At 57.9% G+C, this 271-nt stretch carries 1 protein-coding gene; it reads left to right on the top strand.

From position 1 onward, the window contains the following. Positions 1–58: 58 nt before the first annotated feature. The coding region (locus SB756_RS30295; protein ID WP_410913266.1) for a UxaA family hydrolase at positions 59–271 on the top strand (213 nt) is incomplete at its 3' end.

The raw sequence follows: 271 nt of genomic DNA, 5'->3' as shown, positions 1-271 counted from the left end.
CTGCAAAATATCATCGCCCACGGAATGCGTGAGGCGCTGAGCCAACTGAGATAACGCTATGCAAGACGCAATTAAAATTGATCCCCGCGACAATGTCGCCGTGGCGTTACGTGATTTAGACGCGGGCGCCATGATAGAGCTGCCGCCACTGCGTGTGGCGGTGCAACAGGCGGTCGGACGCGGGCATAAATTTGCCCTGCAGCCTATCGCGCAGGATGAGCTGGTGATCAAATATGGGCTGCCGATTGCCCATGCCACGCAGCCTGTGGCC

It is taken from the genome of Pseudomonas sp. SIMBA_068, assembly GCF_046534705.1.
GTDB classification, from domain to species: Bacteria; Pseudomonadota; Gammaproteobacteria; order Pseudomonadales; family Pseudomonadaceae; genus Aquipseudomonas; species Aquipseudomonas putida.
The sequence above is the reverse complement of the archived record's forward strand: the minus strand, read 5'-3'. Positions and strand labels throughout refer to the sequence as shown.